The sequence below is a fragment of the Clostridium sp. C8 genome, assembly GCF_001010885.1.
GTDB classification, from domain to species: domain Bacteria; phylum Bacillota; class Clostridia; order Clostridiales; family Clostridiaceae; genus Clostridium; species Clostridium sartagoforme.
The window spans coordinates 36,576-44,829 of sequence record NZ_LBMX01000083.1 but is presented as its reverse complement, the minus strand read 5'-3'; the positions used below and the strand labels follow the sequence as shown (position 1 = coordinate 44,829).

The window sequence follows — 8,254 nt, the reverse complement described above, 5'->3', positions numbered from 1 at the left end:
TGAACTGTGAACTGAAAAATGATTCGCAAAATTTTACAACTGTGATCTGTGCACTAACAAATTATTATTTTACTGGGAGGATGAAAGAAAATGGAAAAGATTAGATTAAGTAATAATTTAGAAATGTCTAGAATAATTCATGGACATTGGAGATTAATGGATTGGAAGTTAAGTAATGAAGAATTACTAAAGTTAGTAGAAGAAGTTTATGAGTTGGGGATAACAACAATAGATCATGCAGATATATACGGTAATTTCTGTTGTGAAGAAAAGTTCGGTGAATCACTAAACTTAAAGAAGGGATTAAGAGAAAAGCTGCAAATAGTTACAAAGTGTGGAATTAAGTTTCCTTCAATAAACAGGCCAGAAAATAAGTCTCATTGCTATGATACAAGTTCAGAACATATAATAAAATCAGTAGAGAGATCTTTAAAAAACTTTAAAACAGATTATCTAGATCTTGTATTAATTCATAGAGTAGATCCATTACTAAATCCAGAAGAAGTGGCAGAGGCTTTTAAAAAGTTAAAAAGTCAAGGGAAAGTAAGAAATTTTGGAGTATCCAATTTCTTACCAGCTCAATTTAATATGCTAAATTCTTATTTAGATAATGAATTAGTAACTAATCAAATAGAAGTATCACCTTTAAATTTAGAGCATTTTGAAAATGGAACTTTAGATTTAATGCTTGAGAAAAGAGTTAAACCAATGGCATGGTCACCTTTGGCAGGAGGAAAGATATTTAAGGGAGAAGATGAAGCTTCACTTAGAGTTAGAAAAGCTTTAAATAATGTAAAAGAAGAGGTTGGAGCTACAGATATTGATGAAGTAGTATATGCATGGATACTAATGCATCCAAGTAAAATAATGCCTATAGTTGGATCTGGAAATATAGAAAGAATTAAAGGTGCAGTTAGAGCAACAGAATTAAAACTTACAAAAGATCAATGGTTTGAAATATATGTTGCAGGAAGAGGTATAGATATTCCATAAGATAAAAATAAAATAGGATAGGGATTAAAATTTTATAATCCCTATCCTATTTTTAAGTATTTTAAGTTTTAAAATCAAATTTGTTTGAACATCTTTTACAAGTTACTACTATCTTTCCTTTTTTCCTAGGAAGCCTTAATTTTTGCCCACAGGTTGGACATTTTGTTATTTTAAAATTCTTCTTTTCTTTAATTTTATTCTCAAATATTCTAAAAACATAAGATAGATTATTTAAATCAAAAGGTGGAAGATTAATAGGAATTGAAACCCCAAACTTAGATAATGGTTTATTTATAAAAGAAATAAACGAATTAAGTTCACTTCGTCTTTTATATATATTTCTTGAAAACACTCTAAATATAGCTATTAAAAATATTGCCAACCCTACTATTCTTGTATAACGAGAAAGGTTAAATAAAGAACTTAAAAATAGTAGTAGTAATGATAATAAATCAATTCCATATGTACCTTGAAGAAATCTCATTTCAACACCTCTGTTAAATATATTTAAAATATATTATAATATAAAGAATTGATATAATCAATCTATATACTAAATGTAACAAATTATTAACAGATAATTATGTTGTATTTTAATACTATAAATGTAATATATACATATGAATAAAGTATGAGGTGAGTAATAATGAAAAATAGAATACCAAAAGATTATATTATAAGAATAACTAAAGCATCAACTTATTTCATTTTTAGAAATGGACCAATTAAAAGACTTTATGAAGAAGGAAAATTAAAAGATTCAGATGTTAAGGAAATGCAAAAATATATGCAAAATCATTTATCATATCTTTACAATGTTTTACTAGAGGAAAATGATTTAAAAAAGTTTGATCTAATAGTAGCTACTATGGACAAGTTCTATATAAATGATAATGAAGAAATACAATTAGAAGATGATGGTTTTGATAATTTTTATAATAAATTATTTAATGAAGTAATAGAAACTATAAATATAAAAAAATAACAAAGGATATTTAGATATAAGAAACTAAAGATTTATAAATAGTAGTATAATATAGTAATAATTTCCGAGGAGGATCTTTATGGGTTTTTTAAATATTGCACTATATTTTAGTATATACAGTTTCTTAGGATGGATATGTGAAGTTTTTTATTGTTCAGTACCAGTTAAAAAATTTATAAATCGAGGTTTTTTAAAAGGGCCAGTTTGTCCAGTTTATGGTTTTGGGGCATTATTTGTATTATATATAATGAATTGGACCAATGTTAATTCAGCAATTTTAATATTTATTCTTGGAGGTGTAATTGCTTCAATCATTGAATTTATTGCAGATATATTGTTAGAATATGTTTTTCATACAAGGCTCTGGAATTATTCTAATAGAAAATTTAATATAAAAGGAAGAGTTTGTTTATTTAATTCAACACTATTTGCAACATTATCAGTTATGTTAATTAAATTAATACATCCAATTGTAAAAAATATTATAAATAGATTAAATATGATTACTATAGTAATCATAGCAATTTTATGTATTGTTATCTTATTAATGGATATAATTATATCAGTTAAAGGCATAATTAACTTAAATAATATCCTTAGAAATATGAATATTTTCAAGGATATTAAGAAGGAGTTTAAGTTAAATAAACAGAGAAGATTTATTGAAGCCTTTCCTCAATTAGAGCATAAAAAATATATGGCTGAGCTTAAAAGATTTAAAGAGTTACTTAAAGATTTAAGACAAAAAAATAAGCATGAATAATTTTCGAAAACATGCAAAGATTTAATACTATGGAGGTGTAATTATGTATATTGCATTTGGAAGAAAAGTAGTTGATACAGAAGAAGTAAAAAATGAAATTGAAAATAACACAGAATTTAAAGTTATTAAAGACATGAGTAAGGGAACTAAAAGAGAAGATATGCTAGCATTTAATCTAAGCATAGGTATAGATATTTTAAATGGAATTATAGAAGATGATTATAGTATAGACAATTTAAGTGGGGATGAACTTTTTGATGAATATATAAGTTTATCAGAAGAATTAGCTACTGATATGGAAGATATCCTGCCAGATGAATCAATAATGGATATAAAGGCATATAAATGGGATATATCAGATAATGATATAAAACTTGTAATTGCTATAACTCACGAAGAGATTGGAGAAGGAAAGCTAAAGGATGTAATGAGAAGGCTAATAACTCAATTAGAGTAAAATAAAAATGATATTAACCTTATAGGTAAGTCACCATATTTAGACTATGGTGACTTTTTAGTTTAAGCTATGATTTTGAAAAAACAGAAGAATTTTATTATTATTTTACTTACCCATAATATTATATGATTAATAATATTAGTATAATTAAATAAATATACTATAATTTTAATTAAAGTAGTAAAAAAGATTAACATAATATGGTATAATTAAATCGCTATATAGAAATTTAATTAAATAAGGGGATGAGGTTATGGGAGTAAAAAAATTTACTAGCAAACTAGTTATGTATTTTATAGGAATAGTCATTTTACAACTAACTATGATATCGTTAACAGTATATTATTTTGTCAATAGATCATTAGCGGAAATAGGTATAACAGTTGGAAATAAGGATTTATTAAAAGAATTAAAAGGATTAGCTTTTTCCTTGACAATATCTTCAGTGTTAATACTTATAGTAAGTATTATAATAATATTACTAGTTACAAAAGCTATTAGCAAAATACTTAAGTTGATAACAACTAGCATGAATGATTTTTCAAAGGGTAATTTGAAAATGAGTTTTCATGAAAAGCATTTAAATAGAAATGATGAAATAGGAGATATATGTAAAGCTATTGAAAATACTAAAACTGAAGTAAATAATATGATAGGTGGTGTAATAAATTTATCTAATGATACTTTAGAAGATTCTGCTACCTTAGCTTATGTTTCAGAGGAGCTTAGTCAATCAGCAGAAAACATATATTTATCAATAAATGAGGTGGCAAATGGAACAAATAAGCAGTCTAACGAATTGTTACATATAGTTAGCATTGTTAATAAACTTGGAGAGAGTATTAAGGAAACAGAAGGTAATATTAAAAATATAAAAATTGTTTCTAAAGGAATAGATAAAGATTCAGAAAAAAGTAACACAGATATGAAAAACTTAATTGAGTCTATTAATTCTTTTGATAAGAAATTTACAGCATTTATTGAAAGTATAAAAAATATGAATAATGACATAGAGACAGTTAGAAATATATCTGTATTAATAGATGAAATAGCAGACCAGACCAATCTTTTAGCATTAAATGCAGCAATCGAAGCAGCAAGAGTTGGAGAAGCAGGAAAAGGGTTTGCAGTTGTGGCGGAAGAGGTGAAATCATTAGCAGAAACATCTAAGGAAGCATCAAATAATATCTATAATATATTAAATAATATATTTAATAGTGTAAAAATAATATCAGCTGAAACAGAAGAGATGGGAAAGGGATTAGATAACCAAAAAAATGTTGTTGAATCAACAATTACATCTTTTAATAATATATCTAATTCTGTTAAGAGTATTAGTCCTAAAATAAAAGATATTAATAATTCTTTTACTAAGATAGAAGAGGATAAAGCTATTCTTTTAGAAACTGTCCAAGAAGTTTCAGCGTTATCAGAAGAAATAGCAGCATCAGCAGAAGAAATATCAGCATCTTCTGAAGATCTTAAAAAGCATACTAAATTAGTAGCTTCGAGTTCTAATAATTTAGCTAATAAGACAGCTAATATGAATGAGCTTCTTGATAAATTTAATATTTATCAAGAATAGTCTTAAAATAGTTTATAAAAACAAGGGATGGTAAATAATTCAAATTATCATCCCGTTTTTTATAATATTAGCACATTCCGCCTCCAGCGCCACCCATATTGCCACCACTACAGGCATTCATATTATTTTGAGGAGCACCTTGAGGATTATTTTGCTTATAATAATTTATTATCTCATGAGAACGAGTTTTTAATGTATTTAAAGTTTTAGCATATTCATCATTACTAGGGTCAAGTTCATTTGCAGTTACTATGTGCTGAACCCCCATATCAAACCATCCTTTTTTAAAATATACAAACCCCTTTAAATAATTCCATTCAGCAGAATTTTTTAGATCCAAAACATTTAATTTGCTTTCAGCAATAGGAATATTATTATTATCTATAAGTGTACGAATCTCTTGATATATAGCTCCATTAACTAATACATCATAGGCCATATTAGCTTCAAAAAGCACTTCTTCAGCAAGGGGACGAGAATCAAAATCTGAATTATTAGAACTGTACTCATCTAATATGTTCTTATAAGCTCTTTTAATTTCTTCAGTGGAGGAAGTAGGCGTAACTCCTAAAATTTTATATGGGTCCAAAATAATTTCACATCCTTCATATTTATATACCTATTATAAATATATAGGAAATCATTTAATTATGTTACAATTTAAGTTCGTCATAAAATTTAAATATGTTTGGAAAGAAGACAATAATATGATAAATTATTTTTATAGTATATAGAAAAGGGGAAAGTAAATGACAAGATTCAAGAAAATATATATAGAAACAACTAACATTTGTAATTTAAGTTGCAATTTTTGTCCAAAAACAAGTAGAAAATTAGGATTTATGAGTATAGAAGATTTTAAAATAATAGTAGATAAAATAAAGGGATATACTAATCATATTTATTTTCATTTAATGGGTGAGCCATTTCTAAATAATAATTTAGAAATATTTCTTAATATTGCAAAAGAAGAAAATTTAAATATAAATATAACAACAAATGGAACATTAATAAGAAAAGTTAAGGATATATTAATATCATCAAATGCAGTAAGACAAGTAAATTTTTCATTACATAGTTTTGAAGCCAATAATAATGGAGAATTTTATAAATATATTAATGATATATTGGATTTTATTAATGTATCTACAGTAGAAAGTGATACTATATGCTCACTTAGGCTTTGGAATATAGATACAGAAGAACTAAAAGCAAATAATGATTTAAACTTACAGATAGTAAGATTAATTGAAGATAAGCTTAATCTAAATTTCGACTTATTTTCAGCATTAAAAGAAAAAAGAAATTTAAAATTAAAAGATAAAGTGTATTTAAATATGGCAGAAAAATTTATGTGGCCAGATGCAAATTTATCTTTAATAAGTGAAGAAGTATTTTGCTATGGATTAAGAGACCAAATTGGTATATTAGTTGATGGAACTGTAGTTCCTTGTTGTTTAGATAGTGAAGGAAATATACCTTTAGGAAATATATTAAAAGATAACTTAGAAGATATAATTAATTCAGAAAGAGCCCAAAAAATATATAATGGATTTTCAAGAAGACGTGCTGTAGAAGACTTATGTAAAAGATGTGGTTATGCAAAAAGAAGTTTTAAGTAAATGTAGGTAGGAGGTAAAAATGAAATATATAAATAATCTGGCAGTGAAGATGTCTATATCAGCAGCAGTAACTTTAATATTTGCGAATATGTTAAATTTACAGTTTTCAACAGTAGCAGCAGTTATAGCGATTTTGAGTATTCAAGATACTAGAAGAAAAGCATTAATAGTAGGTAAAAATAGAGTGGCTGCTTGTATTTTAGCTATTATATTATCTTTTTTAATATATAAGATTATTGGGCAAAATGCTATTACTTTTGCAATATTCCTTCTAATTTTTATACCATTAACATCAAAATTAAATATATCAGAAGGAATGGTACCGGCAGTTGTATTATCCACACATTTGCTTATTGCAAATCCAATAAACCTATATTGGATAATAAATGAAACTTTACTAATGATAATTGGAATTGGTATAGCATCTATAGCTAATTTATTTATGCCTTCTCTTCAACATAAATTTAATGTAGATAAGGAATATATAGAAGATAGTTATAAAGTTATTTTATCTAAGATGGCGAAATCCCTTGTTACTTATACGGTGGATATCGATGAAGAAATAATAATGAATGCTTTGGAAAAAAGGATAAATGAAAGTTGTGAAAGAGCTTATAAAATAGTGAATAATAGCTTTTTTAAAAGTGAATCTTATTATACTGATTATATGAATATGAGAAAAAACCAATTTGATATCATAAAAAAGCTTAGAACTCACTTTGAAAAGTTTTATATGTCATTTGAACAAACATATATGATATCTAGTTTTACACAAAAAGTAGCCAATCAAATAGAAGAGGCAAATGATTGTGAAGAATTGCTTGATGAATTAGAAATATTAAAAAATGACTTTAAAAAGATGTCTCTACCTAAAACAAGAGAAGAGTTTGAAAATAGAGCACAACTTTTACAATTTTTAAATGATATGGAAGATTTATTGAATATGAAGAGAAGTTTTATATTAAATTATAGAAAATATAATAATCAAAAATAAAAGCCAACCTTTAGAAAAAATTTACAAAAGATTAAATATATTGTAAAATTATCTAAGGGGGATGATTTTATGTATGATGATATAGTATTAGAATTAATAAATTTAAAAAAGAGTTTTGGAGAAAAAGATGTTTTAAAAGAAATAAATCTTAAAATAAATAAAGGTAGCATAATAGGATATATAGGGCCAAATGGTGCAGGAAAAAGTACTACTGTAAAGTTAATTATGGGATTACTTACAGGATATACTGGAGAAATTAAAATTTTTGGTGAAGATATTTCAAAAATAGATGATAATTATAAAAGAAAAATAGGATACGTTCCTGAGGTTCCAGAAATATATGATAGTTTAACAGGAAAAGAATACCTTACATTTATAGCTCAATTATATGGAATAGATTATGAAAAAGCAGATAGTAAGGCAAGAAAGTTAATGAATATAATGGGAATTGAGGAGGTTTATGAACAAAGAATTTCATCATATTCGAAAGGGATGAAACAAAAACTTATACTTATTTCAAGTCTAATACATGATCCAGAAATGTTATTTTTAGATGAGCCTTTAAGTGGACTTGATGCAAATAGTGTAATTATTATAAAAGAAATTCTATCTCACCTTGCAAAGGAAGGAAAAACAATATTTTATTCATCTCATATAATGGAAGTAGTTGAAAAAATAAGTGATAGAATAATTTTAATAAATAATGGAGAGATTGTTGCAGATGGAAATTTCGAGGAATTAAAGAATAGTCATAAAGGCAGTTCTCTTGAAAATATTTTTAATGAAATTACAGGATTTAACCAATATAAAGAACTTGCTGAAAATTTTATATCTGTAATTAAAGAGGTATAAGAT

Annotated in this window: 10 protein-coding genes; 8 read left to right on the top strand and 2 right to left on the bottom strand. The window is 25.6% G+C overall.

The features are described 5' to 3' along the window. The first annotated feature begins 90 nt into the window (after positions 1-90). A complete protein-coding gene (locus tag AAT22_RS13145) occupies positions 91-993 on the top strand; it encodes an aldo/keto reductase family oxidoreductase (RefSeq protein WP_047001555.1) in 903 nt (300 codons plus the stop codon). A gap of 61 nt (positions 994-1,054) precedes the next feature. On the opposite strand, the gene AAT22_RS13140 is transcribed toward AAT22_RS13145, so the two are convergent. Continuing rightward, a complete protein-coding gene (locus AAT22_RS13140) occupies positions 1,055-1,477 on the bottom strand; it encodes a hypothetical protein (protein ID WP_016206523.1) in 423 nt (140 codons plus the stop codon). A 162-nt stretch (positions 1,478-1,639) separates the two neighbouring features. Between AAT22_RS13140 and AAT22_RS13135 the strand changes: the two genes are divergently transcribed. The 4 genes from AAT22_RS13135 (at position 1,640) to AAT22_RS13120 (ending at position 4,783) form a co-directional block, all read left to right on the top strand. Continuing rightward, positions 1,640-1,978, top strand: a complete 339-nt coding sequence (locus AAT22_RS13135; RefSeq protein WP_047001554.1) for a hypothetical protein — start codon at positions 1,640-1,642, stop codon at positions 1,976-1,978. A 79-nt stretch (positions 1,979-2,057) separates the two neighbouring features. Next, entirely contained in the window at positions 2,058-2,741 is a 684-nt protein-coding gene (locus AAT22_RS13130) for a putative ABC transporter permease (protein WP_016206521.1), read from the top strand. Between the two features lie 43 nt (positions 2,742-2,784). After that, positions 2,785-3,198 carry a hypothetical protein gene (locus AAT22_RS13125; RefSeq protein WP_047001553.1) on the top strand — a complete coding sequence of 138 codons (414 nt, stop codon included), beginning with the start codon at positions 2,785-2,787 and terminating at the stop codon, positions 3,196-3,198. A gap of 253 nt (positions 3,199-3,451) precedes the next feature. Next, positions 3,452-4,783 carry a methyl-accepting chemotaxis protein gene (locus AAT22_RS13120; RefSeq protein WP_047001552.1) on the top strand — a complete coding sequence of 444 codons (1,332 nt, stop codon included), beginning with the start codon at positions 3,452-3,454 and terminating at the stop codon, positions 4,781-4,783. A gap of 67 nt (positions 4,784-4,850) precedes the next feature. Here the strand turns inward: AAT22_RS13120 and AAT22_RS13115 are convergent, their stop codons facing one another. Continuing rightward, positions 4,851-5,372, bottom strand: coding sequence for a DnaJ domain-containing protein (locus tag AAT22_RS13115; RefSeq protein WP_047001551.1), 522 nt, complete (start codon positions 5,370-5,372; stop codon positions 4,851-4,853). 160 nt (positions 5,373-5,532) lie between these two features. On the opposite strand from AAT22_RS13115, the gene AAT22_RS13110 reads away from it, so the two are divergent. The 3 genes from AAT22_RS13110 (at position 5,533) to AAT22_RS13100 (ending at position 8,251) form a co-directional block, all read left to right on the top strand. Then, positions 5,533-6,405, top strand: a complete 873-nt coding sequence (locus AAT22_RS13110) for an SPASM domain-containing protein (RefSeq protein WP_016206517.1) — start codon at positions 5,533-5,535, stop codon at positions 6,403-6,405. Positions 6,406-6,424: 19 nt separating this feature from the next. Then, entirely contained in the window at positions 6,425-7,399 is a 975-nt protein-coding gene (locus tag AAT22_RS13105; protein ID WP_016206516.1) for an aromatic acid exporter family protein, read from the top strand. Between the two features lie 69 nt (positions 7,400-7,468). Continuing rightward, the gene (locus tag AAT22_RS13100) at positions 7,469-8,251 is read left to right on the top strand and encodes an ABC transporter ATP-binding protein (protein WP_016206515.1); all 783 of its coding nucleotides are present in this window, start codon (positions 7,469-7,471) and stop codon (positions 8,249-8,251) included. Positions 8,252-8,254: the final 3 nt, after the last annotated feature.